Source organism: Ensifer meliloti, assembly GCF_030064585.1.
Taxonomy (GTDB): Bacteria; Pseudomonadota; Alphaproteobacteria; order Rhizobiales; family Rhizobiaceae; genus Sinorhizobium; species Sinorhizobium meliloti.
Window position 1 is genome coordinate 1,029,482 of sequence record NZ_CP120364.1, and the last position, 25,842, is coordinate 1,055,323.

29 protein-coding genes are annotated in these 25,842 nt (G+C 62.7%); 23 read left to right on the top strand and 6 right to left on the bottom strand.

The window, feature by feature from the left end; genetic code table 11:
• Positions 1–22 precede the first annotated feature (22 nt).
• The 6 genes from PZL22_RS04680 (at position 23) to PZL22_RS04705 (ending at position 5,724) form a co-directional block, all read left to right on the top strand.
• Complete coding sequence (locus PZL22_RS04680) at positions 23–232, top strand: hypothetical protein (RefSeq protein WP_003532080.1); 210 nt, start codon at positions 23–25, stop codon at positions 230–232.
• A 226-nt stretch (positions 233–458) separates the two neighbouring features.
• Positions 459–1,148, top strand: a complete 690-nt coding sequence (locus PZL22_RS04685; protein WP_003532082.1) for a response regulator — start codon at positions 459–461, stop codon at positions 1,146–1,148.
• A gap of 44 nt (positions 1,149–1,192) precedes the next feature.
• The gene (locus tag PZL22_RS04690; RefSeq protein ID WP_003532084.1) at positions 1,193–2,362 is read left to right on the top strand and encodes an FIST signal transduction protein; all 1,170 of its coding nucleotides are present in this window, start codon (positions 1,193–1,195) and stop codon (positions 2,360–2,362) included.
• Positions 2,359–4,602, top strand: a complete 2,244-nt coding sequence (locus tag PZL22_RS04695; protein WP_284718194.1) for a PAS domain-containing hybrid sensor histidine kinase/response regulator — start codon at positions 2,359–2,361, stop codon at positions 4,600–4,602. The genes PZL22_RS04690 and PZL22_RS04695 overlap by 4 nt, the downstream gene beginning before the upstream one ends.
• A gap of 106 nt (positions 4,603–4,708) precedes the next feature.
• The gene (locus tag PZL22_RS04700) at positions 4,709–5,374 is read left to right on the top strand and encodes a hypothetical protein (protein WP_003532088.1); all 666 of its coding nucleotides are present in this window, start codon (positions 4,709–4,711) and stop codon (positions 5,372–5,374) included.
• On the top strand, positions 5,371–5,724 hold the full coding sequence (locus tag PZL22_RS04705; RefSeq protein WP_003532090.1) for a hypothetical protein: 354 nt from the start codon (positions 5,371–5,373) through the stop codon (positions 5,722–5,724). Before PZL22_RS04700 ends, PZL22_RS04705 begins: the two co-directional genes overlap by 4 nt.
• A 73-nt stretch (positions 5,725–5,797) precedes the next feature.
• Here the strand turns inward: PZL22_RS04705 and PZL22_RS04710 are convergent, their stop codons facing one another.
• Complete coding sequence (locus PZL22_RS04710) at positions 5,798–6,610, bottom strand: quinoprotein dehydrogenase-associated SoxYZ-like carrier (protein ID WP_127613942.1); 813 nt, start codon at positions 6,608–6,610, stop codon at positions 5,798–5,800.
• A 171-nt stretch (positions 6,611–6,781) separates the two neighbouring features.
• Between PZL22_RS04710 and PZL22_RS04715 the strand changes: the two genes are divergently transcribed.
• Positions 6,782–7,840, top strand: a complete 1,059-nt coding sequence (locus PZL22_RS04715; RefSeq protein WP_284718195.1) for a quinoprotein relay system zinc metallohydrolase 2 — start codon at positions 6,782–6,784, stop codon at positions 7,838–7,840.
• A gap of 126 nt (positions 7,841–7,966) precedes the next feature.
• On the opposite strand, the gene PZL22_RS04720 is transcribed toward PZL22_RS04715, so the two are convergent.
• A complete protein-coding gene (locus PZL22_RS04720) occupies positions 7,967–8,608 on the bottom strand; it encodes a hypothetical protein (protein ID WP_003537957.1) in 642 nt (213 codons plus the stop codon).
• 169 nt (positions 8,609–8,777) lie between these two features.
• Here PZL22_RS04720 and PZL22_RS04725 point away from each other — a divergent pair, with 169 nt between their 5' ends.
• The 7 genes from PZL22_RS04725 (at position 8,778) to PZL22_RS04755 (ending at position 15,126) form a co-directional block, all read left to right on the top strand.
• On the top strand, positions 8,778–9,905 hold the full coding sequence (locus PZL22_RS04725) for an S-(hydroxymethyl)glutathione dehydrogenase/class III alcohol dehydrogenase (RefSeq protein WP_010975081.1): 1,128 nt from the start codon (positions 8,778–8,780) through the stop codon (positions 9,903–9,905).
• Between the two features lie 8 nt (positions 9,906–9,913).
• Positions 9,914–10,744 (top strand): S-formylglutathione hydrolase, encoded by an 831-nt coding sequence (fghA, locus tag PZL22_RS04730; protein WP_003528775.1) that lies wholly within the window; start codon positions 9,914–9,916, stop codon positions 10,742–10,744.
• A 13-nt stretch (positions 10,745–10,757) separates the two neighbouring features.
• Positions 10,758–11,168, top strand: a complete 411-nt coding sequence (locus PZL22_RS04735) for a c-type cytochrome (protein ID WP_003528774.1) — start codon at positions 10,758–10,760, stop codon at positions 11,166–11,168.
• A 177-nt stretch (positions 11,169–11,345) separates the two neighbouring features.
• A complete protein-coding gene (gene xoxF5, locus PZL22_RS04740; RefSeq protein WP_127614367.1) occupies positions 11,346–13,151 on the top strand; it encodes a lanthanide-dependent methanol dehydrogenase XoxF5 in 1,806 nt (601 codons plus the stop codon).
• 79 nt (positions 13,152–13,230) lie between these two features.
• Positions 13,231–13,761 (top strand): c-type cytochrome, methanol metabolism-related, encoded by a 531-nt coding sequence (locus PZL22_RS04745; protein WP_033048608.1) that lies wholly within the window; start codon positions 13,231–13,233, stop codon positions 13,759–13,761.
• Positions 13,718–14,584, top strand: a complete 867-nt coding sequence (locus tag PZL22_RS04750) for a substrate-binding domain-containing protein (RefSeq protein WP_013850137.1) — start codon at positions 13,718–13,720, stop codon at positions 14,582–14,584. Before PZL22_RS04745 ends, PZL22_RS04750 begins: the two co-directional genes overlap by 44 nt.
• The gene (locus PZL22_RS04755; protein WP_284718196.1) at positions 14,581–15,126 is read left to right on the top strand and encodes a PQQ-dependent catabolism-associated CXXCW motif protein; all 546 of its coding nucleotides are present in this window, start codon (positions 14,581–14,583) and stop codon (positions 15,124–15,126) included. The genes PZL22_RS04750 and PZL22_RS04755 overlap by 4 nt, the downstream gene beginning before the upstream one ends.
• Positions 15,127–15,298: 172 nt before the next feature.
• Here the strand turns inward: PZL22_RS04755 and PZL22_RS04760 are convergent, their stop codons facing one another.
• Positions 15,299–15,820, bottom strand: coding sequence for a DUF3280 domain-containing protein (locus tag PZL22_RS04760; protein ID WP_003528752.1), 522 nt, complete (start codon positions 15,818–15,820; stop codon positions 15,299–15,301).
• A 125-nt stretch (positions 15,821–15,945) separates the two neighbouring features.
• Here PZL22_RS04760 and PZL22_RS04765 point away from each other — a divergent pair, with 125 nt between their 5' ends.
• The 9 genes from PZL22_RS04765 to gfa all read left to right on the top strand — a co-directional run bounded on the left by PZL22_RS04765 (position 15,946) and on the right by gfa (position 23,204).
• Entirely contained in the window at positions 15,946–17,133 is a 1,188-nt protein-coding gene (locus PZL22_RS04765; protein ID WP_284718197.1) for a lanthanide ABC transporter ABC transporter substrate-binding protein PedA1, read from the top strand.
• 1 nt (position 17,134) lies between these two features.
• Entirely contained in the window at positions 17,135–18,109 is a 975-nt protein-coding gene (locus tag PZL22_RS04770; RefSeq protein ID WP_003528747.1) for a YVTN family beta-propeller repeat protein, read from the top strand.
• Positions 18,110–18,148: 39 nt separating this feature from the next.
• Positions 18,149–18,592, top strand: a complete 444-nt coding sequence (locus tag PZL22_RS04775) for a cupredoxin domain-containing protein (RefSeq protein WP_033048611.1) — start codon at positions 18,149–18,151, stop codon at positions 18,590–18,592.
• Positions 18,593–18,655: 63 nt separating this feature from the next.
• A complete protein-coding gene (locus PZL22_RS04780; RefSeq protein WP_284718198.1) occupies positions 18,656–19,627 on the top strand; it encodes an ABC transporter substrate-binding protein in 972 nt (323 codons plus the stop codon).
• A complete protein-coding gene (locus PZL22_RS04785; protein WP_033048607.1) occupies positions 19,620–20,381 on the top strand; it encodes an ABC transporter permease in 762 nt (253 codons plus the stop codon). The genes PZL22_RS04780 and PZL22_RS04785 overlap by 8 nt, the downstream gene beginning before the upstream one ends.
• The gene (locus tag PZL22_RS04790) at positions 20,378–21,001 is read left to right on the top strand and encodes an ABC transporter ATP-binding protein (protein WP_003528738.1); all 624 of its coding nucleotides are present in this window, start codon (positions 20,378–20,380) and stop codon (positions 20,999–21,001) included. The genes PZL22_RS04785 and PZL22_RS04790 overlap by 4 nt, the downstream gene beginning before the upstream one ends.
• Positions 20,998–21,726 (top strand): lanthanide ABC transporter ATP-binding protein PedB/LutE, encoded by a 729-nt coding sequence (locus tag PZL22_RS04795; RefSeq protein ID WP_003528736.1) that lies wholly within the window; start codon positions 20,998–21,000, stop codon positions 21,724–21,726. Before PZL22_RS04790 ends, PZL22_RS04795 begins: the two co-directional genes overlap by 4 nt.
• Positions 21,723–22,514, top strand: coding sequence for a lanthanide ABC transporter permease protein PedC (locus PZL22_RS04800; protein ID WP_003528734.1), 792 nt, complete (start codon positions 21,723–21,725; stop codon positions 22,512–22,514). Before PZL22_RS04795 ends, PZL22_RS04800 begins: the two co-directional genes overlap by 4 nt.
• Before the next feature lie 120 nt (positions 22,515–22,634).
• Positions 22,635–23,204, top strand: coding sequence for an S-(hydroxymethyl)glutathione synthase (gene gfa / locus PZL22_RS04805; RefSeq protein WP_003528732.1), 570 nt, complete (start codon positions 22,635–22,637; stop codon positions 23,202–23,204).
• 440 nt (positions 23,205–23,644) lie between these two features.
• On the opposite strand, the gene PZL22_RS04810 is transcribed toward gfa, so the two are convergent.
• From PZL22_RS04810 to cbbX, 3 genes are read right to left on the bottom strand one after another with little or no spacing between them, the layout of a single operon-like run.
• Positions 23,645–24,211 (bottom strand): thioredoxin family protein, encoded by a 567-nt coding sequence (locus PZL22_RS04810; RefSeq protein WP_284718199.1) that lies wholly within the window; start codon positions 24,209–24,211, stop codon positions 23,645–23,647.
• Positions 24,212–24,214: 3 nt separating this feature from the next.
• Positions 24,215–24,901 (bottom strand): ribulose-phosphate 3-epimerase, encoded by a 687-nt coding sequence (gene rpe, locus PZL22_RS04815; RefSeq protein WP_003528728.1) that lies wholly within the window; start codon positions 24,899–24,901, stop codon positions 24,215–24,217.
• Positions 24,898–25,833 (bottom strand): CbbX protein, encoded by a 936-nt coding sequence (gene cbbX, locus PZL22_RS04820; RefSeq protein WP_003528726.1) that lies wholly within the window; start codon positions 25,831–25,833, stop codon positions 24,898–24,900. Before cbbX ends, rpe begins: the two co-directional genes overlap by 4 nt.
• Positions 25,834–25,842 lie beyond the last annotated feature (9 nt).

The following is a 25,842-nucleotide window of genomic DNA, read 5'->3' on the forward strand; positions in this document are numbered from 1 at the left end:
TTTATCCGAAACGGGAGAAGTCATGGAGCCGGTGACGCTCGTACTGACCGTATGCCTTTCAATGGCACCCGAAAAGTGCCGGGAGGAAACGCTGCAGTTTCAGGACCTGAGGTCGTTGAATCAATGCATGTTCCAGTCTGCGGTGTACATCGCCGAATGGTCCGAGCAACATCCGGCGCTTCGCGTCAAGAAGTGGCGATGCAGGGTTGCGGATGCGAGCCGCCCCGTCTGAGTTCCTGGGCCCACCCGGAACGAGGCGCTTGAATCTCGTAAGCGTATCGCCGACAGTATAGCGTCGCATGGCAAATCTCGGAATTGCCCGGGGTGGAAAACTGTGCGACAACGATTCGCGTCGTGCTGGGGAGAGTACGACGGCCTGGGAGAGAGAGATATTCTCGGTGAACTCGGAGTGGCTTTGAGTCGCTCTGTTGGCTTGGAAGTATCTCGGGAGGAGAGCCATGCCGCGGACAGCCTTGCCCGTTCATTCGCTTTCGATAAAGTCGGCCCTGGTGATCGATGATCATCCGCTCTATTGCGATGCTCTGGCCGCGACGATGGAAAGCACCTTCAATACGCGCCGGATCAGAACGGCGACCTCGTTGAGCGAAGCGCTGCAGCAGCTCAGGATGCGCTTCTCGCCCGATCTGATCATGCTGGATCTGAACCTGCCCGATGCGTCCGGTTTAAGCGGTTTTCTGAAAATCAAGGAAAAGATGCCCGATATTCCGGTTATCGTGATCTCGGCCTTCACGTCGAAGGACGTGGTTCAATCGGTCATCGCCGCCGGAGCCGCGGGGTTCATCCCAAAGGACATCGACCGTCATAATTTCCAGGAAGCGATGCAGGATATCTGGAACGGCAAGACCTATGTGCCGCCGGGCTATGCTGTGCCGGCGCGCGCGACGGCCACGGACCAGTCGGTGGAGACGATCTCGCGCAAGATCGCCCATCTGTCGCAGCAGCAGACCCGCATTCTGAGCCTGATCTGCGAAGGCATGCCGAACAAGCTGATCGCCTACGAGATGCAGCTGGCCGAGGCGACCGTCAAGGCGCATATCACAGCGCTTCTGCGCCGGCTGGGCGTCCACAATCGCACCCAGGCGGCGATGCTGGTACGCGAAGTATCGATCCGCCACAGCCTGCAGTGAGGTGTGTCCGGCCTGCCGGGATGGGAGTTGGAAGGTGACGGTGCATGACGGCTGTCGACGATCTTGACCGCAAACCCGCCGAGGCGGTGCGGCTCGCGACATCACGCGCCGACGATGCGTTCACGGCCCTCGCCGAAATCAGAAGGCAGCTCGCCACGGCGAGGCCGAGCTTCATCTTTCTGTTCGTGCCGAACCGGCTGCAGCCGGACGACCTTGCCGCTGCGCTCAGAAAGTCGCTGCCGAACACGGTCGTCTTCGGCTGCACCACAGCCGGCCAGATCACGCCGCGCGGCTATGAAAACGATACTCTGCTGGCGGTCGCCTTCCAGCGGCATCATTTTCGGGTGGCCTCGATTCTGTTCCAACCGATTTCCCCGGTTTCGATCGCCGATGTCGTTTCGCAGACGGAGCGGCTCGCCACGCAGTTTCGCGTGACGCCTGGCCGGAAGCGGCTGGCGCTGATCTTTGCCGACGGACTGTCCAAGCAGGAGGATATTCTGGTGGCGGCCCTGGGGGCGGGGCTGAAGGACATTCCCGTCTTTGGCGGTTCGGCCGGCGACGGGCTGCGGTTCCAGCGCACCCAGGTGCTTCGAAACGGTGAATTCCACAGCAATGCCGCGCTCCTCCTGCTGCTCGAAACCGATCTGGAGTTCAGCGGTCTCGGCTTCGACCATTTTCAGCCCACCGACAAGCGCATGGTGGTTACCCGCGCTGTCCCGGAGGAGCGGCTGGTCCTGGAGATCAACGGCTCGCCGGCGGCGGAGGAATATGCCCGGCTGGTCAAGGTGCCGGTCGGCGAATTGTCGCCGATGGTCTTCGCCGAAAATCCGGTACTGGTGCGCAACGGCAATCTCTATCACGTGCGGGCGATCCAGCAGATTCAAGGCGAGCACGGGCTCACCTTCCTATCGGCGATCGACGATGGCTTGCTGTTGCGCCTCGGCCGCGGCAAGGAAATCATCCGAACGCTCGAGACGGGGCTGGCGGTCAGCGGCCATGACGGTGAGGCGCCGGATTTCATCCTCGGATTCGATTGCTATCTGCGCAAGCTCGAGATCGAGCGCAAGGGTCTGGACAGCGAGGTTTCCGAGCAGTTGCGGCAGCGCCGGGTCGTAGGCTTCAACACCTATGGAGAACAGCATCTCGGCGTGCACGTGAACCAGACCTTTGTCGGCGTCGCCTTTTTCCGGCCGAAGGCGGGTGCGCCGCTATGATCGATCCGACCGAGCCCTACGAACTTCAGATCGCTAAGCAGGCAAGGATCATCGAGGCGCTGGTCAACCGGGCCGAGCGCGGCCACGAGGTCGGTGGCTCCGCCTATTCGCTCTTCGAATCCGCCATCGCCCTTCAGGCGGAGGTCTGGGAAAAGACCAAGGATCTCGAAAAGGCCCTCGATACGCTCGACCGGGCCTCGAGCGAGCTCGAGGTCGCCTACCAGGCGCAGGAGCGGATCCAGAGAAACCTCGCCGATGCCATGGTGGCGATGGAAGACGGCTTCGCACTCTTTTCCGAAGAGCGGCTGCAGGCCTGTAATGCCCAATTCCGCAATTTGCTGCCCGATGTGGAGCCGCTGATCAAGCCCGGCCTCGGTTTCGACGACTATCTCGCGGCGGTCAACGCAAGCAAGTATCTGAACCGGGAAGACAATGGGTTGGCGGGCCGGCCTCAGCCGGTGGCGAGGGAGCAGGGATCCGGCCAGCGCTTTTCGTCCTTCGTAATGGTGCTGCGGAACGATCGCTGGTTCCAGATTTCCTACCGGCAGACCAGTTCCGGCAACATCACGGTCCTGCAGACCGAGATCACCGACATCGTGCGGGAGAACCGGCGCGAGAAGAACCGCCTGATCGACCAGCAGTCCCATCTGCTGCAGGCGGCCTTCGATCACATGTCGCTCGGCATCTGCACGTTTTCGTCAGGCGGCGAGTTGCTGGTTCGCAACGAGCGCTTCGGTGAGCTTCTCGGCGTGCCGCTTTCGCTCCTGAAAAAGGGAAGTCCCTTCCAGCGCATCGTAGAACATGTCGAGCGTCACGAGATTCTCGACCGCGAAGGGCGCCGGTCCCGGGTCGCCGGCTGGTTCAAGGCGGTGCGCCGCGGCGAGGCGGTGCAGGAGCGCTTCCGCCGGCGCGACGGCATGAGCCTCGACATCCGCATCCATTCCCTGCCCGATGACGGTTTCATCGTTTCGATCATGGACGTGACGGCGGAGACACAGGCCTCCGCGCTTCTGGAGCAACGGGTGCAGGAGCGCACGGCCGAATTGACCGAGGCCAATCGCCTGCTGCAGATACACGCCGACGAGCAGACCAAGATCGAGGCGGCGCTTCGGCACGCAAAGGAGTCTGCCGAGGCAGCCCACACATCCAAGACCCGCTTTCTGGCGGCGGCCAGTCATGATCTCCTTCAGCCGATCAACGCCGCGAAACTCTATCTGTCGATGCTGACGGACAAGGTGGGGCAGCCGGGTACGGAGGAAGTGGTCAGGCGCCTGAAGCGATCCTTCACCTCGATCGAATCGCTCCTGCAGGCGCTTCTCGACATTTCGCGCCTCGACAGTTCGGGAGCCGAGTTCAACGTTACCTCGTTCAATCTCGGCAACCTGCTGCAGGGGGTGGCCGAGGATCTGGCGCCCTTGGCAACGGAAGGGGGGATCGACCTTCGGATCGTGCCTTCCTCACGCTGGGTCAGCAGCGATCAGCGCTACCTGATGCGCTGCGTCCAGAACCTAGTCGTGAACGCCATTCAATATACGGATCGCGGTCGTGTGCTGGTAGGTTGCCGGCTGACGGGCGACGCCGTGCGGATAGAAGTGTGGGATACCGGCGTCGGAATATCCGAGGAAGACCGGACACGGATATTCAAGGAGTTCACCCGGGCAAGTGGCGCGGCGAAAGGCCCGGGCATGGGACTTGGCCTGTCGATCGTCGAGCGGGCATGCCGGCATCTCGATCACCCCATCCGGCTGGCGTCGCAGCCCGGCCGGGGCTCCGTCTTCTCGATCGAAGTGCCGCTGGCCGCGCCCGGCCATGCCAGCGTCAGCGAGGACCCGAGGATGGAGTCGATGCTCGACGGCAGCCTCGATCTGATCGTGATGATCGTCGAGAACGATGCGGACGAGCTGCACGCGATGACGCAGGTTCTGGAAAGCTGGGGAGCCAGCGTTCTGGCTGCGGACTCGACAGCGGATGCGGCGGCGCTGATGCAGGAAATAGGCACGGCCCCCGACATCTTGCTGGTCGATTATCAGCTGAACGATGAGGACAACGGCATAGAAACCATCCATACGCTGCGCGCGCTCGCAGGAGCCGAAATACCGGCGATTATCATTTCCGCCAACCGGCAGCGGCAATTCCTGCAGCTCTGTAACGAAATGTCCTTCGCCGTGCTCACCAAGCCGGTGCAGCTGGTGCGGCTCAGGGCGCTGATCGACTGGAAGACCCGGGCCCGCGTGGCGTGAGACAAACACAGACAAAGGTCTCCGATGACATTGCCGGGGCCGCTGCTAGGCTCGAAGCCGGTAAACGGAGCCTCGGAACGGGCCACAATCGGACGGTGGATCTGCGATGCGTATTTTTCTCCTGATCGCTCTATTCCTGCTGGGGCCGGGGCACGGACCCGTCGTCGCTGCGGAGACCTACGAGCTCCTCTTCCATTCGGCGGCGTTGAAAGGGCTGGGCGCGGCGAAGGAGGGTTCCGAAGAGGAGCAGAGCTCGCTCGTTTACGACAAGGTCGTGTCGGGGGCCGATGCGGGGCAGAGAGCCGGCAGCTTCACGGTCGGTCTCAGGGTTGGTGACAATGTCGCGATGACGCTCTATCAGGGCAGCCAGTCCCGGGGGCTCGGCAACTATCCAACCTCCGTCGGCAATCCGCTCATCATGTATTTTCTCGAAAGCGTGCTTTCCGATCTTGCGGCACAATCCGGCGGCAGTCCCTTCTACATGCGCAACCGCGTCAAGGAAGCCCTGCTGCGCGATGCGCAGATCGAGCCGGTATCGCTCCGCTACCGGAACCGGGAGATCACCGCGCGCGAGGTGACGATCCGGCCTTTCGAACACGACAAGGCGCGCGCGCAAATGGGGCGGATCTCGCAATTGTCGCTCGCCGTCACCGTGTCGGAAGAGATTCCCGGCTGGTATTATTCGCTGGTGGCCACCGTTCCTTCGGCGTCGGGCGGGGCCGGCTATTCCCACGCGATCACCTTGAAAGAAGCTGCGGAGGGCCGGCCATGATGCGCGCCGCCCTGGCAGCGCTCGCAATCGCGATGGCGGCAATCCCCGCAAGCGGGCAGAGCATGTCCGAGCGCCTCAACGATTACCCCACCGAGGCCCGGGCCGACTATGTGTTCGGCTGCATGGCCGCCAACGGCCAGAGTCGGGAAGTATTGGGCAAATGCGCCTGCTCGATCGATGTGATCGCATCCATCCTGCCCTATGACAAATATGTCCAGGCTGAAACGGTGCTGTCTCTCCAGCAGGGGAGCGGCGAACAGCTGGCCATGTTCAAGTCGGCGGTCGTGCCACGCACCATGGTCGCGGATCTGAGACGCGCCCAGGCGGAGGCGGAGATGCTGTGTTTCTAAAAGCACCTCCAGGAAAAGTGTGTAGCGGTCTTTCGTCGGGAAGTGCGTGGCCTCAGGCTAATTCAGCTCCCATTCAGGCGGGCGGCGTCTTCGGCAGGACGCGGTCGAAGACGTTGCCGTCCGTATCGACCGCATGGACCGTGAAGTCCGGGGCACCATTGTCGGTATAGCTGAAGCGGAACACGGGATTTTCACTGATCGATATCCCGCCGTCGAGCGCGAACAGAAGCTCGTCTCCCTGCTTCACGACCAATTCGGTGATGAATTTCGCACTGACGAAGAGCTGGGTGATCTGGTCCCGCTGGAGACCGGAATAGTTCGGATGGCGGATCATGATCTGCGCCTCGCGGCGGGCCTTCTGTACGTCCCCCTTGCCGTCGAAGAGCTTCAGCCGCATCTCTCCCATGTCCTTCAGCGCGGCGACCGGGTCCTTTGTGGCGGGCGCCGAGCAGCCGCCGGATGCCTTGACGAAGCGGCCATTCATGAAAATGCCCCGCGGCGTTTCGGCGATCGCGCGGATGTTCGAATATTGGTTGACGCGCACGCGGGTTTCGAATTTCAGCGGTGCCATTGCGGGGCCGAAGCGGATTTCGGCGGCCACCGGCGCCGGGTTCTCGTCGATCACCAGCTTGAGGGATTCGATCGGGTCCGCCGCCGCGTCCGTCTGCTCGATCGTGACCGGCACCGTCGCGGCGTCGTTGGCGCGGTAGGGCGCGGTGACGGAGAACAGGGCGGAGCCGTCGAGAATGGCCGCCTCGCCGACGACGTCGCCCTTCAAATCGCGCCAGGTCGTGCCGTCTGCTAGCGGGTTGTTCGGCTTCTCCGGCTCGGCAAGTGCGAGGCTTGCAGTCAGCGTGACGGGAATAAGCGCGAGAATGAGCTTCATGGTTCAAAGCCCCCTTTTGGACAGGCTGCGAGTATCTTATAGCATAGAACGAGATGCCCGGGAGCAGAAGCGAGCCTTTCGGATATGTTGTCTGGCGCGACCGGCGGCCGCAATCTTGTAGATCGCCGAGTTCGTGTATCGCCCACTTTTTCGAAATGCCGGGGGCTCGAGGTGTTCGAAGCATTCGTGACGATGTGCATCCTTGCTGCAGCCGTTCCTGACGCGCGGCCGAGCGAGATGTGCCGGGCGGCATTGCTGCCCGGCTTTGCGGCGGAGACGAAAGCGGGGTGCGAGCATGCGTTGCACTCCGTCATACGCAAGCCGGACGACTGGACCGAGAAGCCGCCATTTTGTGCCCCGAGGCCCAAGTCGGCTCTTTCCTTCAGCCAGGCGGCCCCAGGGGTCTTCCTGCATCGCGGCCGGGTGGCGGAGCCGGATGCGGAAAACGGCGGCGACGTGTCCAACTTCGGCTTCGTCGTAGGGTCGCGCAGCATCGCCGTGATCGATTCCGGCGGCGCGCGCAAGCTCGGAGAAGAGATCTATCTGGCGATCCGCGAACGAAGTCGCCTGCCGATCAGCCATCTGGTCCTGACGCATATGCATCCGGACCACGTCTTCGGCGCCGAGCCGCTCCGCGAGGCAGGCGCGGCAGTGCTCGGCCAGGCGAATTTGCCGCGTGCGCTCTCCGACCGCGCCGAAGACTATCGCGCAAGCTACGCCCGTCGGATCGGCGAGGCGGCCTTCCTGGGCAGCCGCATAGTCGCGCCGGATCGGACGATAGCGCAGCAGGAGGCGATCGACCTCGGCGGCAGGGTGCTGGAGCTGCGCGCCTGGCCAACGGCGCACACCTCTACCGACTTCACTGTCTTCGACCGGACGTCCGGTATCCTTTTCGCCGGCGATCTTCTGTTCGACATGCACACGCCGGCCCTCGACGGTTCGTTGCGCGGCTGGCTCGCCGTTCTTTCCGAAATGAAGGGCCTCGGCGCGCCGAAGGTCGTGCCGGGCCATGGAGGGCCGCTGCTCGACTGGCCGCAGGCCGCCGCGCCGCTCGAACGCTACCTCCGTGTTCTGGAGTCCGATACGAAGAAAGCGCTCGACGACGGCCTGGCGCTCGGGGAAGCAAACGAGGTCATCGGTCAAAGCGAATCGGGCCGATGGCGCCTGTTCGAACTCTTGAACCCGCAAAACGCCACGGCTGCCTATACGGAGATGGAATGGGATCCTTAGAGCACTCCCGCGAAAGTGTGACGGTTTCCCGTGCGGAAGTACGGAGTTTCAAAGCGCTAGCGGGGTTACAAAAGCGGAATTGACCCTCTCGGGAGGCACGATGCGCAGATCCGATGCGTTCAAGCGTCAATCAGGCACATGCTTCAGCAGCATCTGTGCGATGGCATAGGCGCGTTTTTCCAGAAGCACCGGAGTTTCGCAGACATAGGTGAGCGCCTGCGAGCGATCGCGATAAATGCGCTCGTCCCAGTCGATCTGTTCCTCCAGCTTGTCGATACGGTCGAAATCGGGGCTTTTCTCGCGCGAGAGCTTCGCCATCTCGACGCGCGCGCCCTCGATGCGCGACGAGAGCGCGATCTGGCTGCGGGAATAGCGGGCTATCCCGGCGATCAGCCGCTGTCGGGTCTCGGCAATATTGTCGAACACGCCGTAGAAGATGTTGCCGAGAAGTTGACCGTCGGCCTGCTTGTTCCGCTCCACGAAAGCCCTGACATGCGCGTCGGCCTCTTCCAGGCTGACCCGGCGAAGCGACAATGCTTCCACGAGATCGTTTGCTTCGGGCGAAAGCGCCACGCGGGTCACCGGCGCGGGCCACATCAGGCTCGCCGACAGGTTCTCGACCTTGCGCTGGATACAGGGCCAATCGGGATCGGAAAAATCCATTGCTCCTGCGATGCCGGGGGCTTGCGTCAGGCAAAGCGCCAGCCCTAGCGCCAGGTTGAGCGGCAAACCGCGCATCCGGCGAAGCGCATGACAGGCGACTCTCATCCTTGATGTCTCCGTGTTCTCACCGGTGTCAGTATAGGGGGACCGGGGGAGAAGCCATAGGTCGCGTTTTACACACTAAGGTCGCAATTGTCTTTGTGCTTTGGCCCGTCTGTAATCTGTGCACAAGGCCTCACAAGGCCGCTTACATAACGTAGTACCGGAGGCATCCATGCGCACTCGCGCTGCTCTGGCCGTTCAGGCCGGAAAACCCCTTGTCGTGACCGAAGTCGAGCTCGAAGGCCCGCGGGCCGGCGAGGTGCTGGTCGAGGTGAAGGCGACCGGCATCTGCCATACCGACGATTTCACGCTGTCGGGGGCCGATCCGGAGGGGCTGTTCCCGGCGATCCTCGGTCATGAGGGCGCCGGCATCGTCGTCGATGTCGGCCCCGGCGTCACCTCGGTGAAGAAGGGCGACCACGTCATCCCGCTCTATACGCCGGAATGCCGCTCCTGCCCCTCCTGCCTCAGCCGCAAGACCAATCTGTGCACCGCCATCCGCGCCACCCAGGGGCAAGGGCTGATGCCGGACGGCAGCTCGCGGTTCTCGATCAACGGCGACAAGATCCACCATTATATGGGCTGCTCGACCTTTTCGAACTTCACCGTGCTGCCGGAGATCGCGCTCGCCAAGGTCAATCCGGACGCCCCCTTCGACAAGATCTGCTATATCGGCTGCGGCGTCACCACCGGCATCGGCGCGGTGATCAACACCGCCAAGGTCGAGATCGGCGCCACCGCCATCGTCTTCGGTCTCGGCGGCATCGGCCTCAACGTCATCCAGGGGCTTCGCCTTGCCGGCGCCGACATGATCATCGGCGTCGACCTCAACAACGACAAGAAGCCCTGGGGCGAAAAGTTCGGCATGACCCACTTCGTCAATCCGAAGGAGGTCGGCGACGACATCGTCCCTTATCTCGTCAACCTGACGAAGCGCGGTGCCGACCAGATCGGCGGCGCCGACTACACCTTCGACTGCACCGGCAACACCAAGGTCATGCGCCAGGCGCTCGAAGCCTCGCATCGCGGCTGGGGCAAATCGGTGATCATCGGCGTCGCCGGCGCCGGCCAGGAGATTTCGACCAGGCCGTTCCAGCTCGTCACCGGCCGCACCTGGATGGGCACCGCGTTTGGCGGCGCGCGCGGCCGCACCGACGTGCCGAAGATCGTCGACTGGTACATGGAGGGCAAGATCGAGATCGATCCGATGATCACCCACACCATGCCGCTCGAGGACATCAACAAGGGTTTCGAGCTCATGCATTCCGGCGAGAGCATTCGAAGCGTGGTCCTCTATTGAGCGCGAAGATGGAACTCGTAACGCAAAGCCAATGTTTCGGCGGAACCCAGTCGGTCTACCGCCACGCCTCCGAGGTTTGCGGCGTCGAGATGACATTCGGCCTCTACATGCCGCCGCAGGCGCGGACGCGTTCGGTGCCGCTCCTGTGGTATCTCTCGGGCCTGACATGCACCCATGAGAATGCCATGATCAAGGCGGGCCTGCAGCGGCACGCGGCCGAGCACGGGCTGGCGCTGGTTTTCCCCGACACGTCGCCGCGCGGCGACGGCGTGGCCGACGACGAGGCCTACGATCTCGGACAGGGTGCCGGCTTCTATGTCAATGCGACGCAGAAGCCCTGGTCGCCGCACTATCGTATGTATGACTACATCGTCACCGAATTGCCCGCCCTTCTGCAGGATCAGTTGCCGCTCAACGGCGTCAACGGCATCACCGGGCATTCGATGGGCGGCCACGGCGCGCTGACGATCGCCTTTCGCAACCCCGAACTGTTCCGCTCCGTGTCAGCCTTCGCGCCGATCGTGAATCCGACCCGGTCGGACTGGGGGCGCAAGCAGTTCTCGGCTTATCTCGGCGACGACGAGGCCGACTGGGGCAGCTATGACGCCTGCCTGCTTCTCGGCGAGCTCGGCTGGCATGGCGATATCCTGATCGATCAGGGCGCGGCGGACCAGTTTCTGGACGAGCTGCAGCCCGAGGCGATGGCCCGCTTGCTGGCGGAGCGGCGGCAGGCCGGGGTCGTCCGGCTGCAGGCGGGTTACGATCACAGCTATTACTTCGTGGCGAGCTTCGGCGAGGACCACGTGCGCTGGCATGCAGAGCGGCTGAACGCCGCGTAAGGGAGAGGAAAGAATGGCTTTTAGACTTGGTGCCCTGCTGACCGCTTTCGTCCTGTTCGGTGGAACTCTTGGCGCTGCTGCGCCGGCTCTTGCTCTGGATCCATCGGTCGGAGATCCCGGTGCAGGCGAGAAAGTCTTCCGCAAGTGTCAGGCCTGTCACGCCGTCGGTCCGGATGCCAAATCGAAGACCGGACCCTTGCTGAACGGGATAATCGGCCGGTCGGCCGGCAAAGCCGAAGGCTACGCCTACTCGCCGGCGATGAGCAAGGCGGCCGAGGCAGGGCTTACCTGGACGCCGGAGAAGATCGCTGAGTTTCTGACGAGTCCGAAGGGCTTCCTACCCGGCACCAAGATGACCTTTGCGGGTCTGCGCAAGGATCAGGAGCGCGCCGATATAATCGCTTATCTGGCAACCTTTCCCTGACCGAAGAGGAGGAGGCGAAAACAAGGACAGAAGCAAGGTACCCCTGCAGCAGACGGAGCTTTCTCCAGCGGCAGGGGCAGAGTCGCAAGCCGATACCGGGAGATGAGGAGACCGCGAGGTTTTCCCGGAGCGAGCGGGTTCAACGGCCCTATCGGCAGCACCCAAGAGGAGGATGAAATGAAACGACTTCTTACAATGCTTGCCATTATGTCGATAGGCGGCGGTGCACAGGTCGCTTTCGCCAACGATGATTTGCAAAAGCTCATCGATGACCCCAATCAATGGGCCATCCAGACCGGCGACTATGCCAACCTGCGCTACTCCAAGCTCGACCAGATCAACAAGGACAACGTAGGCAAACTTCAGGTTGCCTGGACCTTCTCGACCGGCGTTCTGCGTGGTCACGAAGGTTCGCCGCTCGTCATCGGCGACTTGATGTACGTCCATACGCCGTTCCCGAACACGGTCTACGCGCTGGATCTCAGCAAGGATGGCCAGATCGTCTGGAAATACGAGCCGAAACAGGATCCGAACGTGATCCCGGTGATGTGTTGCGACACCGTCAATCGCGGCGTGGCCTATGCGGATAACAAGATCTTCCTGCATCAGGCCGATACGACGGTCGTGGCGCTGGACGCCAAGACCGGCAAGGTCATCTGGAGCGTCAAAAACGGCGATGCTACCAAGGGCGAGACGAATACCGCCACCGTCATGCCGGTGAAGGACAAAATTCTCGTCGGCATTTCCGGCGGCGAGTTCGGCGTCCGCGGTCACGTGACGGCCTATTCGATGGCAGACGGGAAGGTCCTGTGGCGTGGTTACTCCATGGGGCCGGACAGCGATACGCTGATCGATCCTGAAAAGACCACCCATCTGGGCAAGCCGGTCGGCAAGGACTCCGGCCTCACCACCTGGGAAGGAGATCAGTGGAAGATCGGCGGCGGCACGACCTGGGGCTGGTACTCCTACGATCCGGAAGAAAATCTGGTATATTACGGAACCGGCAACCCTTCGACCTGGAACCCGACCCAGCGGCCGGGCGACAATCGGTGGTCGATGACCATCTTCGCGCGTGATGTCGATACCGGCATGGCCAAATGGCTCTATCAGATGACGCCCCATGACGAATGGGACTATGACGGGGTCAACGAGATGATCCTGACCGAACAGCAGATCGACGGTAAGGACCGCAAGCTGCTAACCCACTTCGACCGGAACGGCTTCGGCTATACGATGGACCGCGTCACTGGCGAGCTGCTCGTGGCCGAGAAATACGACCCCACGGTCAACTGGGCAACTGAAGTGGTCATGGATCCGAAGTCTGACAAATACGGTCGGCCTCAGGTCGTGGCACAGTATTCGACCGAGCAAAACGGCGAAGACACCAACACCACCGGCGTCTGCCCGGCGGCACTCGGCACCAAGGACCAGCAGCCTGCGGCCTATTCGCCGAAGACCGAGCTGTTCTATGTGCCCACCAACCACGTCTGCATGGACTACGAGCCGTTCCGGGTAAGCTACACCGCCGGCCAGCCCTATGTCGGGGCCACGCTTTCGATGTACCCGCCGAAGGACAGCCACGGCGGCATGGGCAATTTCATTGCCTGGGACAACAAGGAAGGCAAGATCAAGTGGTCTCTGCCGGAGCCGTTCTCGGTCTGGTCCGGCGCTCTGGCGACAGCCGGCGATGTGGTCTTCTACGGAACGCTCGAGGGCTATCTGAAGGCGGTCGACGCGGCAACCGGCAAGGAGCTCTATCGCTTCAAGACGCCTTCCGGGGTGATCGGCAACGTGATGACCTATGCCCGTGAAGGCAAGCAGTACGTGGCCGTGCTCTCCGGTGTCGGCGGCTGGGCCGGTATCGGTCTGGCAGCGGGCCTGACCAACCCGACTGAAGGTCTGGGAGCCGTCGGCGGCTACTCGGCCCTCAGCAACTACACCGCACTCGGCGGCACGCTCACCGTGTTCAAGCTGCCGGAGTAAGGGGCAAAACTTCGCCCGGGAGTTGGCGCGGGCTCATAAAGCCCGCGCCAACTCATACCAGCCCCCAAAAGGACGCAAGATGACCAGATCAAGACCAGCAGTACCGATGATCCTCGCCTTTTTGACGTTTATGGCGAGCGCCGCAGGCGCAGAAGATGCGCCAAAGGACAACATCACCGCTGTGCGCGACGAAAACGGGCGCTACTACACCGCCGACGACGTTCCCACTTTCAAGATCGCCGAGGACGGCGCGGTCGACTGGCTCACCTATTCGGGCTTTCGCCGCTACCACTCGGAATGTCACGTCTGTCATGGCCCGGAGGGCGAGGGGTCGAGCTATGCGCCGGCCTTGAAGACCTCCGCGATCAACATGGACTACTACGATTTCGTCGATGTCGTCACGAACGGGCGCAAGAAGGTGAACGCGGCCGAGAACTCGGTGATGCCTGCCTTCGGCGAGAACGTCAACGTGATGTGTTATCTCGACGACATCTACGTCTATCTGAAAGCGCGCGGAGCCGATGCGCTGCCGCGGGGACGTCCGGCCAAGAAGGAAGCGAAATCCGATGCGATCAAGGAAGCTGAAACGGCTTGTCTCGGTCACGAGTAGCCTCCTGGTAGCCGCCGGCGCTCTCATGGCGGCCGCCGGCTCTCAGCAGGCGGCGGCCCAGACATCGGATCTTGTTTCGAAGACGGCGTTTCGAGTCTGTGCCGATCCGGCCAATCTGCCGATGTCGGATCGTTCGGGTAAGGGCTACGAGAACAGGATCGCCGAACTGATGGCATCCAAGCTCGGTTTGCCGGTGGAGTACACCTGGTTTCCGATGGCGACGGGCTTCGTGCGCAAGACCCTGCAGGCTAATGCCTGCGACGTGGTCATCGGTTTTGCCCAGGGCGATGAGCTGGTCCTGAACACCAACCATTACTATACATCGTCCTATGTGCTGATCGTTGCCTCGGAAGGTCCCCTGGGCGGTGTCACGACGCTTGCCGACCCTCTTCTCAAGGACAAGCGGATCGGCATCGTCGCGGGAACGCCGCCGGCGACGCATATGGCGAGAAACGGACTGCTGCCCAAGGCCAAAGGCTATCATTTGATGGTCGACCGGCGCTACGAGGATCCGGCCGACGACATGCTCGCCGACCTGGAATCCGGCGCCCTCGACGCAGCCATCCTCTGGGGGCCGATCGGCGGTCCGCTCGTCAAGGCAAGCCACCCGAAGCTGAAGGCGACCCCTCTTCTGTCGGAGACCACGCCGCCAAAGCTCTTCTACCGCATCACGATGGGCGTGCGGCAAGGCGAGAAGGTCTGGGAGCGCAAGCTCAATTCTCTCATTCGTCGAAATCAGTCCGAGATCAACGCGATCCTCGCCGATGCCGGCGTGCCGCTCCTGAACGACATGGGAACCGGCCCGCTCGAGGCGCAGCAATGACCCGCCTGCGGCTCCATTCGCTGGTCCTGCTCCTGCTTGCCGCCTTCCCGGCGGCGGCCGCCGAGGAGCCTGCCGGCTACCGCGAGAGCGAGTACCGCGCCGAGGTGCCGGCGACGCTTTCCGGTGCGACGGTCGTGTCGACCGAAGCTGCCCATGCATTGTGGAAGACCGGTCAGGTCGCTTTCATCGACGTCCTGCCGCGGCCGCCGAAGCCGACCAATCTCCCGGAGGGGACGGTCTGGAACGAAAAGCCGCGCCTGTCCATTCCATCTGCCCTATGGCTGCCGAATGTCGGCTATGGCCAGCTGGCCGACGCCATGCACGCCTACTTTCGCGCGGGCCTGGAAAAGGCGACCGGTGGCGACAAGGACCAGCCGGTGCTGTTCTTTTGCCTCGACGGCTGCTGGATGTCCTGGAATGCCGGAAAGCGCGCCCTGGAATATGGCTACACACGTGTCTTCTGGTATCCGCAGGGCACCGATGGCTGGACGGCCGCCGGCTACCCCACGGAGCGCATCGATCCGGAGCCCGGCGGCCGGTGAAATGAGGTAACGTATCGGAGGACTGCAATCTCTCCGCTTCCGTGGCGCGGGAAGAGTTCTTTCAGCCCAAGGACTTGGTCTGGCTGGATCCCTGTGACGAGCACAGGGATGAGGAGATCAAACAAGCCGCGGCGGGTAATCCCGAACCTCAAAGGTCTTGATCGGGCATCCTTCAGGATTTGAAGAAGTGGTTTTTCAGGATGTAGCGGATGCCACGCAGCCAGCTGTCGTCGGTATTCGAGCGGATGTCGACGGCAAGGCCGCGGAGCATCTCGCCGGAATCCACGTCGCGCAGCACGAGCTCCACCGATAGGATAAGGTTGGAGATCTTCCGCACTTCGCCGACCAGCACGTAGTCGGCGCCAAGCCGCTCGCCCATGCTCAGGTCGCAGCCGTTGCAGTCGGCAGGATTGACCGTGCTGGCGAGTTCGGCTGCCACTGGCTCGTTCGTGAGAATGACGAAGCCTTCCTGAACGAAGCGGTCGCGCGCGGCGCTTTCCATGAGCTCGAGCCGCGCGGTCTCGTCGGCGCGCACTCCGTTATAGGCGCCCTCCGTCGACAGATCGATGAAGGTCATGCCGAGGAATGCTACCTTGGCGCCCGGCGCCAGCGGCTTGTCCAGCGCGGCACGAGCGAGCGCCGGCAACAGTGCCAGGACAACGATGGAGACAAGGACTGTTAGGACGTGCCGCATGAAATTCAGCCTAGCACACGCATGTCGCTAAACTACGCTCCTTAAGTATCGGTTTTGCGACCCATATTGCGCTGTTAGTCTCCATTCCGAGGGAGTGTCAGGAGGATTGGGAGGTCGTTCCGGCAATGCCTAACCTAAAGCTTTTGCTTGCCGTTTTCTGGGCGACGGTGCTGCTCACGTCTCCCTTGCAGGCGGCGGAGGTGAAGACGGCTGTGCTGCGAATCGATCGTGTCGTCGGTCCGCCGATCTCGCGGCTCGATGCGCCGCCCGCCGATCTGGGCTTTGCCGGCGCCATGCTGGGCAACGAGGACAACCGGACCACCGGCGCTTTCACCGGCATGGACTACACCTTGAAAACGCAGGCGGTTGCGCCGGAAGAGGCAGTGGCGGCGCTCGATGGGCTGAAGGCGGAAGGCATCGGGTTCATCGCGGTGATCGCCGAAGGCGACATACTGAAGGCCATCTCCGACAAGGCCGGACCGGAAGTTCTGCTTTTCAATGCAGGCGCTCGCGACGACGGGCTGCGCGATGCCGACTGCCGGGCCAATGTGCTGCACGTCTCGCCGAGCCGTTCGATGCTCAGCGACAGCATCGTTCAGTTTCTTATGTGGAAGAAATGGCCGCGTATCCTGCTGATCCATGGCTCTCATCCCGAAGACAAGCTGCTTGCCGACAGCTATCGCAAATCGGCCGCCAAGTTCGGTGCTGAGATCGTCGAGGAGCGGGAGTTCGTCGACACCGGCGGCAGCCGGCGCACGGATACCGGTCATGTCATGGTGCAAAAGCAGATTCCCGTCTTCACCCAGGAGGCCGAGGAATACGACGTGATCGTTGCGGCCGACGAGGCGGGCGTTTTCGCGCCCTATCTGCCCTATCACAGCTGGGACCCGAGGCCGGTTGCCGGCTCTGCGGGCCTGCGTCCGGTCTCCTGGCATCCTGCTCACGAGGCCTGGGGTGCGACCCAGTTCCAGCGGCGCTTCGAAAAACTCACCGGCCGCTACATGCGCGAGGAAGATTACCAGGCATGGCTTGCGATGCGGGTGATCGGGGAGGCGGTGACGCGGTCCGGCAAGGCCGATCCCGGGACCGTGCGGGCCTACGCCCTTTCCAAGGATTTCGAACTGGCTGCGTTCAAGGGCCAGAAATTGACCTTCCGCACCTGGAACGGGCAGTTGCGGCAGCCGGTCCTTTTGACCGAGGGCCGGGTGACCGTTTCCGTATCGCCACAGGACGGCTACCTGCACCAGCATTCGCCGCTCGACACGCTGGGTATCGATGCGCCCGAGACAGCCTGTCACGCATTTGGAGGATAAGATGCTCAGACCCGCACTGGCGATTGTGTCTGCCGTTCTGCTGTCTGCCGGTTCGGCCGAGGCCAACAAGGTCTTCGTGAGCAACGAGCGCGGCAACAACATAACCGTGCTCGACAGTGAAAGCTGGGAAGTGATCGCCACGTTTCCGGCCGGAAACAGGCCGCGCGGCATCACCATCAGTCCGGACGGCAAGGAACTCTACGTCTGCGCGTCGGATGACGACACTGTTCGGGTTTTCGATCCCGAGACCTATAAGGAACTGCACACGTTGCCGTCAGGCCCGGATCCGGAGCTTTTCGCCCTCGATCCTTCGGGCAATCCGCTCTACATCGCCAATGAGGACGACAATCTCGTGACCGTCGTGGACGTCAAGACGCGCCAGGTACTGGCCGAGGTGCCCGTCGGGGTCGAGCCGGAAGGCGTCGCGGTCAGCCCGGATGCCAAGACGATCATCAATACGTCCGAAACCACCAATATGGCGCATTTCATCGACGCCTCGACCTACAAGATCGTGCACAACGTGCTGGTGGACCAGCGGCCGCGCTATGCGGAATTCACGGCAGACGGCAAGAAGCTCTACGTCAGCGCCGAGATCGGCGGCACGGTTTCGGTGATCGACGTGTCGGCGGCCGAGCCGAAAATCACCAAGAAGATCACTTTCGAAGTGCCGGGCGTTCTGCCGGAATGGCTGCAGCCGGTCGGCGTCAAGGCCACCAAGGACGGCTCGCGCATCTTCGTGGCGCTTGGACCCGCAAACCGCGTCGCAGTGATCGACGGGAGGACCGACGAGGTGCTCGATTACCTCCTTGTCGGACAGCGGGTCTGGCAGATGGCATTCACGCCGGGCGAGGAATTCCTGATCACCACCAACGGCAATTCCAATGATGTCAGCATCATCGACGTGGAGGCGGAAAAGGTGATCCGCTCGGTTCAGGTGGGCGAGCAGCCCTGGGGGGTCGTGGTCGCGCCGGATTGAACGGTGCAATTTGCAAATATCAACGGGGAGGAGTTCATCGTGCATAAATCGGTTCTTGCGGCGCTCGCCGCGCTCTCTCTGGCGAGCCCGGCCGTTGCCGCGCCGCTTTGCAGCGACCTCGGCTTTGCCGGCCTGCTTGCCAAATGCAACCGCGGCGAGCCGATCGAGATCACGCTCGCGTCCGGAAAGCCGCTCGGCAAGGGTGCCATTACGCTTCAGTCCGGCGCATACTACGAAATGCAGATCACGGCGGACGGATCGGCGGAGCTGGCGATTACCGGTGCGCCGTTCTTTCGTGCGATCTGGATGAACGAGATCGTTGTCAACGGCATAGAAGTTCGCCCAATGGCGATCGACAGTCTGGAATTCGACGAGGCCGGGACGGCAACCGTGTCCTTCATCGCCGTCAAGCCGGGCAGCTACGAGGTGAAGATTCCGGAAACCTCCGGCGACAGCCAGAAAGTATCGATTTCCATACAGTGAAACGGTCGCCCGAGAAGTCCGCGGGACAGGGAGCCCGAGGGCGGCGGTTCCGGGGAGGAAGAAATGAAGACTTTGAGACTGATCGTGGCCGCTTGCCTGTTCGCATTCGGACCGGCAGCGGCCGCAGCCGAGGAGCTGCCGCAATTGCGGGCGGTAATGCTGGCATCGGGAACCGTCAACTGGGAAATATCTACCATCAAGACTCATGAATTCGACCGCAAGAACGGTTTTGAGCTGACGGTCCAGGACTATGCGGACAACGGCGCGACGCGCGTCGCCTTCGAGGGCGGCGAGGCCGACACGATGGTGGCCGACTGGATCTGGGTGGCCAACCAGCGTGCCTCCGGCAAGGACTATGTTTTCATCCCCTATTCGCGGGCAGTCGGCGGCCTGATGGTCAAGGACGACAGCGGCATCAAGGCGCTGCCGGATCTTGCCGGCAAGAAGATCGGCATTGCCGGAGGTCCGCTCGACAAGAGTTGGCTGATCCTGCGCGCCTATGCCAGGCAGCAGCATGACATGGACCTTGCAGCCGAAACCGAGCAGGTGTTCGGCGCTCCGCCTTTGATCTTCAAGTCGGCGCTTTCGGGCGAGACGGCGGGTACGATCAATTTCTGGCACTTCCTCGCGAAGATGAGGGCCAAGGGCATGCATGAACTGGTCTCCGTCTCGGATGCTGCGGCGGCGCTCAAGCTCGATCCCGATACGCCGCTCCTCGGTTACGTGTTGAAGGGCGAATATGCCGCGACCCATCCGGAAATCGTGAAGGGGCTTTACAAGGCCTCGCGCGCGGCCAAGGATCTGCTGCGCGAGAACGACGAGGTGTGGGAGGAGTTGCGGGACAAGATGAATGCGGCCGACGATGCTGAATTCATTGCCCTGCGCGACGGCTATCGCGCCGGCATTCCGAGCGGCAAGCCGATCGACGAGGCGGCCGCCGACCGGTTTCTGCGGCTGATGGCGGAACTTGGTGGAGAAGAGCTCGTCGGCAAGGCGACAAGCCTGCCCAGTGGATTGTTCCTGCACCTTGAATAAGACGCTGCAACATCCTGCCTTGGTGCGCGCATTGTCGCTGGGGCTGCTGTTGCTCTTGTGGATAGCGGCCGCCGCCTTCACGGACGACGCGTCGGTCCTGCCCCAGCCCTGGGCGCTCTGGGAACCCTTCGTGCAAGCGGTCAGTTCCGGCGCCTTGCCCTATCACCTGGGCATGACGCTCTGGCGCGTGATCTGCGCATTCGTGCCGGCTATGGTGATCGGCGTGGCGATCGGCTTTCTGATGGGACGCGTTGCCGCGGTCGATCGATGGCTCGACCCATGGCTCGTCGTGTTTCTGAACCTGCCGGCACTCGTGCTCATCGTGTTGTGCTACATCTGGATCGGCCTCAACGAGACGGCCGCCATTACCGCGGTGGTGCTCAACAAGATCCCGAATGTCGCAACGCTTCTGCGCGAGGGCGCGAGGGCGCTCGACCCGGACCTCGACTCCATGGCGGCGGTTTACCGCATGCGTCCGCTGGCGCGGCTGCGACACGTGATCATGCCGCAGCTTGCGCCCTTCATTGCCGCTGCAGCCCGGTCCGGCATCGCGGTGATATGGAAGATCGTGCTGGTGGTCGAGTTTCTCGGCCGCTCCAGCGGGATCGGATTCCAGATCCATTTCTATTTCCAGCTTTTCAACGTCGCCATGGTGCTTGTCTATGCGCTTTCCTTCATCGGCGTGATGCTGCTGGTGGAGGCTTTCTTCCTGCAGCCGGCCGAACGCCGGGTGCGGCGCTGGAGGACGGCGTGATCAGGATCGATGTCAGACGAAAGGCATTCGGCAAAGAGGAGGTCCTGCGCGACATCCGCTTCGAGATGGAGATCGGCGAGACGGTCGCCATTCTCGGTCCGTCGGGCGTCGGCAAGTCGACGCTGCTTCGTCTCGTCGCCGGCATCGACACCGCTTTCGAGGGCGAGATCACCCGGCCGGAAAACATTGCCATGGTTTTCCAGGAGCCTGTCCTTCTGCCGTGGAGAAGCGTCATCGAGAACCTGACATTGGTGCATCCGCAACTCGGGGCGCAAGCTGCACTCTCAGCGCTGGAGCGGACCGGCATTGCCGACAGGGCCGGACTCTTTCCCGGCCAGCTGTCGCTCGGCCAGCAGCGGCGGCTGGCGCTGGCGCGGGCCTTTGCCGGCCGGCCGGAGCTTCTCGTCCTGGACGAGCCCTATGTGTCGCTCGATCCTGCGATGGCCGAGGACATGCTGGCCCTGACCGAGGCGCTGATCGCGGAAACGGCCCCTGCCGTCATTCTCGTGACCCATTCGGAGGCCGAGGCGCGGCGGCTCGCCCGGCGCTGCCTCCGCCTTGCCGGGAAACCGGCGACGATTTTAGAAGAGTTTGCGGCGGCGCCGGGAAGGGCATCATGATCGGGCTCGAGATCAGCCATGTCAGCTACAGCTACGGAAAGTCCCGGGCGCTGGACGATGTCAGCTTCTCCGTCAGGACCGGCCGGTTCTGCGCGCTGCTCGGGCCGAACGGCGCCGGCAAATCGACGCTCTTCGCTCTTCTGACGCGGCTGCTCGCGACAAGGGCCGGCACGATCGGCGTGGCCGGCTTCGACATTGCGCGCGAGCCGCGTGCGGCGCTCGCGCGCATCGGGGTGGTGTTCCAGCAGCCTACCCTCGATCTTGACATGTCGGTGCGCCGCAACCTGCGCTATTTCGCCGGGCTTCATGGCTTGTCGGGGCGGCAGGCCGCTGTGGCGATCGAGGCGGCGCTGACGCAGCTCGGCATGGCCGAGCGGGCCGACGAGCAGGTGCGTGCGCTCAACGGCGGTCACCGGCGGCGCATGGAGATCGCGCGGGCCTTGATCCACAAGCCGCAGATATTGCTGCTCGACGAGCCGACGGTCGGACTGGACGCCGCCTCCCGGCAGGCGATCACCGACCATGTGCATCTGCTTGCCGAGAGCGGGCTTGCGGTCCTCTGGGCGACGCATCTGGTCGACGAGATCCGGCCGGAGGACCAGGTCGTCGTTCTGCATCGCGGCAAGGTGCTGAGCGACGGCACCGCCGCGGAACTCGCGGGCGGCCAGGGGCTCGCCAAGGCGTTCCTGTCGATGACGGCCGAGGGCCGGGAGGTTCCGGCATGAAGGCATGGCTGGTCGCGCTTTCCGCAATCGTCACCCGCGAAAATCTGCGCTTCGTCCGCCAGCGCGGGCGGTTTCTGGCGGCACTCGTGCGCCCGCTCGTCTGGCTGATCGTCTTTGCCGCTGGCTTCCGCGCGGCGCTCGGCGTGTCGATCATCCCGCCCTACCAGACCTATATTACATATGAAGTCTACATCCTTCCGGGGCTCTGCGGCATGATCCAGCTCTTCAACGGCATGCAATCATCGCTGGCGCTGGTCTATGACCAGGAGATGGGATCCATGCGTCTCCTGCTGACCTCGCCCCTGCCGCGCTGGTGGCTGCTGTTCTCGAAGCTTCTCGCCGGTGTGATCGTCTCCATCCTGCAGGTGGCAGTGTTCCTGGCCATTGCTGCGCTGACCGGCATCACCGTGCCGCCCGTCGGCTATGTCGCGGTGCTGCCCGCCCTGGTCATCAGCGGATTGATGCTCGGGGCCTTCGGCCTGCTGATATCCTCGACCGTCCGGCAACTTGAGAACTTCGCCGGCGTCATGAACTTCGTGATCTTTCCGATGTTCTTCCTTTCCTCGGCACTTTATCCGCTGTGGAAGATGGCCGAGAGTTCGCCGCTGCTGCGCGACATCTGCGCTCTCAATCCGTTTACCTACGCGGTGGAACTGATACGTTTCGCGCTTTACGGCGAACTCAACCTGACGGCTCTCGCCTGGGTCGGCGCGTGCTTCGTCCTGTTCATGCTCGCTGCCCTCTGGGGCTATAATCCGGCCCGCGCCATGCTCCGGTCGAAAGGCTGAGCCCTGCCCTTGTTCGGATGTTCGCCGCCGAAAACCGACACTTTCCGCTATATTGCCGCGAGCCGGATTTGCACTGATCCTGCTTGTGAACGAAGGACGTTCAAAGCCGAGGAGGAACCAATGCTCAAGCTACATCCGTCCATCGACAACGGCTTCCCGCCTGCCAGTCCGGGCTTTGCCGGCGGTACGCTGAAATGCAAATGCGCCTCAAATCCGGTGACCGTGCGGATCGGATCCCAGACGGCGCACAACCATGCCTGCGGCTGCACCAAGTGCTGGAAACCCGAGGGTGCCATCTTCGCGCAGATCGCCGTGGTCGGCCGCGACAACGTGAACGTCACCTCAGGTGCGGAAAAACTGCAGGTCGTCGATCCGAGCGCGACGATCCAGCGTTACGCCTGCCGCGATTGCGGCACGCACATGTATGGCCGGATTGAAAACACCAAGCATCCCTTCTACGGCCTCGATTTCGTCCATACCGAACTCAGCGACGAAACGGGCTGGTCGCCGCCCGAATTCGCAGCCTTCGTTTCTTCGATCATCGAAAGCGGAGTGAACCCGGACAGCATGCCGGAGATACGCGCAAGGCTGACCGAGCTCGGCCTGCAGCCCTATGATTGTCTGTCTCCGCCGCTGATGGACGCGATCGCCACGCATATCGCCAAACAGACCGGCGCCCTGCCGGCCTGACCCGTTGCACATTGGGGACACCGCTCCACCAGCCGACCGTCTCCTCCCTCGGACCCCGCCCGTCGCCTCTTATTGGAGAGGCATTTCGACGGGCGGGGGCTGAGGCGTTTCTGCGTTCGCATCTGAGCACTGAGGACGGAAATCGCGCGCTTTTCGCAACAGGCCTTAGCCTGTGGCACCACGTCTGCCGACGTAGCATTCGATCCTCATTCCTGTGCTTGTCACAGGAATCCAGCCAGGCCAAGTCGTTGGGCTGAAAAGACTTTCCCGCGGCGCAGACGCGGCGCCGCTGGATCCCTGTGACAAGCACAGGGATGAGGTGGAAGGAGGGACCGATGCAGTCCCTCGATAGGGTTCATAGACCCGTGCGGTCAGTGAAGACGAGGGCCGGAAGTATCAAGAAGCCTACTCGGCCGTCGTGCATCGATGGTGAACGTCCATCAAACCTGAAAAGCCGAAACCTTCCATTTGATGGTACAGCCTATGGAAGGCTGCTGCTCGGCCGGTCCCTTGCCGAACAGCGCGACCATGACCATGGCCTCGTAGAGATCGCGTCTGAGATCGGCAGGACCGATCTCCTTGCGCGAGGCGTCCAGCCGTCCGCGGTATTGCAGCTTCATGTCCTTGTTGAAGCCGAAGAAATCGGGCGTGCAGACGGCGCGGTAGGCCCTGGCGACGGATTGGTCTTCGTCGTGGAGATAAGGAAAGGGCAGGGCATTTTGCGAAGCGAAGCGCTTCATGTTTTCGAACGAGTCCTGCCGGTAATTGCCAGCGTCGTTGGAGTTAACAGCAACGAAGCCGATTCCATGAGCCCTGAGGTCGATCGCGTCCCGGACGATCCGGGCGATGACCGCTTTCACATAGGGGCAGTGATTGCAGATAAAGGCAACGACCAGCCCTTTCGGCCCGGCCTGGCCGAATATGGAGTGGGTGAAGGCATCGACGCCCGGAAGTCTGGCGTCGATGGCGGGCCAACCGAAATCACAAAGGGGTGGTGTAGCGGCCATGGCTCACGCTGCCTTCCTGATGGCGCCATCGGAGGCGCCGCGGATAGCCGCGATGTTCCTGGCGTAGTGCTCCTCGCTGCCGCCCTTGAAGACCGCCGAGCCGGCAACCAGCACATCGGCCCCGGCCGCGGCAACGAGCGGCGCGGTCTCCGGCGTCACGCCGCCGTCGATCTCTATGTGGATCGGACGGCCGCCGATCATCGACTTCACCCGCCGCACCTTGTCGACCACGGCCGGGATGAAATCCTGGCCGCCGAAGCCCGGATTGACCGTCATCAGGAGGACGAGGTCCAGCCGGTCCAGCACATATTCGATGACGCTCTCCGGCGTCGAGGGGTTGAGCGATACCCCCGCTTTGCACCCGACGTCGCGGATGGCCTGCAGCGAGCGGTCGAGATGCGTGGTCGCTTCGGCGTGCACGGTGATGATGTCGCAGCCTGCACAGGCGAAAGCGCCGAGATAGGGCGTGGGTGGTTCGATCATCAGATGGCAATCGAACACCTTGTCCGTGCGGTCCCGCAGCGCCTTGATGACCGGGGGGCCGAAGGTGATGTTGGGCACGAAGTGGCCGTCCATCACGTCGAGATGGATCCAGTCCGCACCGGCCCGGCACACGGCCTCGACCTCTTCGCCGAGCCGCGAGAAGTCAGCCGACAGAACCGAAGGCGCTATGATGGTCTTCTCATTCATGGCGAGGTCTCCGTATGACTGGGTTCGACCGTGGCGAACACGCGGCTCGCGGCAATGTCCCGAGCCGTGATGGTCGACAGTTGTTCGGCATCGACCGGTCCGGCGCTTTCCTCGAAGAGGCGGTTCGCCTGCCGCAGCCGGGCCCGGTCGAGCGCGTTTCGGATGGAGCGCGCATTGGCGAAATGCGGCTGGCGCCGGCGGCGCGCGATGTAGTCGCTCATCACCGCGGACGCCTTGCTGTCGAAGCGGTACCCCTGCCGGCTGAGCATGCTCTCGGCGATCGACAGAAGCTCCCCGTTATCATAGTCGGGGAAGTCTATGTGGTGGGCGATGCGCGATCGGAAGCCGGGATTGCTCTCGAAAAACCGGTCCATGCGGTCGGCGTAGCCGGCGAGAATCACGACCAGGTCGTCGCGATTGTTCTCCATCACCTGCAGCAGGATCTCGATTGCCTCCTGGCCGTAATCGCGTTCGTTGTCGGGACGGTAGAGGTAATAGGCCTCGTCGATGAAGAGCACGCCCCCCATTGCCTTCTTCAGGATCTCCTTGGTCTTGGGTGCGGTGTGGCCGATATATTGCCCGACCAGATCGTCGCGCGTCACCGAGACCAGATGGCCCTTGCGGATATAGCCGAGCCTGTGCAGCAGGTTGGCCATGCGTAGCGCCACCGTCGTCTTGCCGGTGCCGGGGTTGCCGGTGAAGCTCATATGCAGCGATGGCGGCTCATGGCTGAGGCCCATTGCACGGCGGGCCCGCTCGACGAGAAGCAGTGCCGCCGTCTCGCGGATACGCTGCTTCACGGGTTTTAGGCCCACGAGTTCCAGGTCCAGTTCGTCGAGGATTTCGGCGACGCCGGAGGCTTGGTATTCCTCAGCGAGGTCGACCGAGGTCGGCAGGCTTTCGGTGTTCGATGGAGCATCCGGCATCAGCATTGTCGCTCC

Coding starts and splice junctions, on each gene's coding strand:
- PZL22_RS04680 (WP_003532080.1), top strand. CDS start 23: ATGGAGCCGGTGACGCTCGTACTGACCGTATGCCTTTCAATGGCACCC.
- PZL22_RS04685 (WP_003532082.1), top strand. CDS start 459: ATGCCGCGGACAGCCTTGCCCGTTCATTCGCTTTCGATAAAGTCGGCC.
- PZL22_RS04690 (WP_003532084.1), top strand. CDS start 1,193: ATGACGGCTGTCGACGATCTTGACCGCAAACCCGCCGAGGCGGTGCGG.
- PZL22_RS04695 (WP_284718194.1), top strand. CDS start 2,359: ATGATCGATCCGACCGAGCCCTACGAACTTCAGATCGCTAAGCAGGCA.
- PZL22_RS04700 (WP_003532088.1), top strand. CDS start 4,709: ATGCGTATTTTTCTCCTGATCGCTCTATTCCTGCTGGGGCCGGGGCAC.
- PZL22_RS04705 (WP_003532090.1), top strand. CDS start 5,371: ATGATGCGCGCCGCCCTGGCAGCGCTCGCAATCGCGATGGCGGCAATC.
- PZL22_RS04710 (WP_127613942.1), bottom strand. CDS start 6,610: ATGAAGCTCATTCTCGCGCTTATTCCCGTCACGCTGACTGCAAGCCTC.
- PZL22_RS04720 (WP_003537957.1), bottom strand. CDS start 8,608: ATGAGAGTCGCCTGTCATGCGCTTCGCCGGATGCGCGGTTTGCCGCTC.
- PZL22_RS04725 (WP_010975081.1), top strand. CDS start 8,778: ATGCGCACTCGCGCTGCTCTGGCCGTTCAGGCCGGAAAACCCCTTGTC.
- fghA (WP_003528775.1), top strand. CDS start 9,914: ATGGAACTCGTAACGCAAAGCCAATGTTTCGGCGGAACCCAGTCGGTC.
- PZL22_RS04735 (WP_003528774.1), top strand. CDS start 10,758: ATGGCTTTTAGACTTGGTGCCCTGCTGACCGCTTTCGTCCTGTTCGGT.
- xoxF5 (WP_127614367.1), top strand. CDS start 11,346: ATGAAACGACTTCTTACAATGCTTGCCATTATGTCGATAGGCGGCGGT.
- PZL22_RS04745 (WP_033048608.1), top strand. CDS start 13,231: ATGACCAGATCAAGACCAGCAGTACCGATGATCCTCGCCTTTTTGACG.
- PZL22_RS04750 (WP_013850137.1), top strand. CDS start 13,718: ATGCGATCAAGGAAGCTGAAACGGCTTGTCTCGGTCACGAGTAGCCTC.
- PZL22_RS04755 (WP_284718196.1), top strand. CDS start 14,581: ATGACCCGCCTGCGGCTCCATTCGCTGGTCCTGCTCCTGCTTGCCGCC.
- PZL22_RS04760 (WP_003528752.1), bottom strand. CDS start 15,820: ATGCGGCACGTCCTAACAGTCCTTGTCTCCATCGTTGTCCTGGCACTG.
- PZL22_RS04765 (WP_284718197.1), top strand. CDS start 15,946: ATGCCTAACCTAAAGCTTTTGCTTGCCGTTTTCTGGGCGACGGTGCTG.
- PZL22_RS04770 (WP_003528747.1), top strand. CDS start 17,135: ATGCTCAGACCCGCACTGGCGATTGTGTCTGCCGTTCTGCTGTCTGCC.
- PZL22_RS04780 (WP_284718198.1), top strand. CDS start 18,656: ATGAAGACTTTGAGACTGATCGTGGCCGCTTGCCTGTTCGCATTCGGA.
- PZL22_RS04795 (WP_003528736.1), top strand. CDS start 20,998: ATGATCGGGCTCGAGATCAGCCATGTCAGCTACAGCTACGGAAAGTCC.
- PZL22_RS04800 (WP_003528734.1), top strand. CDS start 21,723: ATGAAGGCATGGCTGGTCGCGCTTTCCGCAATCGTCACCCGCGAAAAT.
- gfa (WP_003528732.1), top strand. CDS start 22,635: ATGCTCAAGCTACATCCGTCCATCGACAACGGCTTCCCGCCTGCCAGT.
- PZL22_RS04810 (WP_284718199.1), bottom strand. CDS start 24,211: ATGGCCGCTACACCACCCCTTTGTGATTTCGGTTGGCCCGCCATCGAC.
- rpe (WP_003528728.1), bottom strand. CDS start 24,901: ATGAATGAGAAGACCATCATAGCGCCTTCGGTTCTGTCGGCTGACTTC.
- cbbX (WP_003528726.1), bottom strand. CDS start 25,833: ATGCTGATGCCGGATGCTCCATCGAACACCGAAAGCCTGCCGACCTCG.